We start from the raw sequence: 534 nt of genomic DNA, 5'->3' as shown, positions 1-534 counted from the left end.
CATCTGCATCATCTGCGACCCAAGGAATGCCTTCATTTCGATCCTCATATGACCTTTCGGGGCGCTCAATCACGAGTCCCTTCTCAACGCACCAATTTTCGATCACTCGCCGCATCAGTGCTGGGACGGGCTCGATGCCTGGCCGATGACGAGCGATCAGGCCGCCGATCCCCCCGCCGTGAATTTCCGCCCAAATCATTGGCTTTGCACCGCTTTCGGCGGCGGCGCACAGATAGTTGAACGCCTCTGCGCTGGATGTCGCGTCAACAATAAGGTCGCACTGCGAGATGAGTTCGATGAGCCCTTCGAGACTACCGCTCGACTCCTGTCCGCCAAGCCGCTGTCGACGAATGTCAGTTTGGGCTATCGGATTCACTAACTGGACGCGACGTGCAACGCCGTCTGCTTTGTGTGTCACGATATCCCGCCAATCGAGATCATGCCGCACAAAGTTACCAGGCATGAGAACGTTATCATCGACTAGAAGAAAATTCCCAACCCCAGATCTGGCAAGGCTCGCTGCAACCTTGCTAC

General features: G+C 56.0%; 1 protein-coding gene. It reads right to left on the bottom strand.

Annotation, left to right across the window (positions count from 1 at the left end):
* Positions 1–534 (bottom strand): ThiF family adenylyltransferase (locus tag EOA27_RS39530; protein ID WP_189562440.1); only part of this gene is annotated, 534 nt, incomplete at both ends.

Source organism: Mesorhizobium sp. M2A.F.Ca.ET.037.01.1.1 (genome assembly GCF_003998075.1).
Taxonomy (GTDB): domain Bacteria; phylum Pseudomonadota; class Alphaproteobacteria; order Rhizobiales; family Rhizobiaceae; genus Mesorhizobium.
The sequence above is the reverse complement of the archived record's forward strand: the minus strand, read 5'-3'. Positions and strand labels throughout refer to the sequence as shown.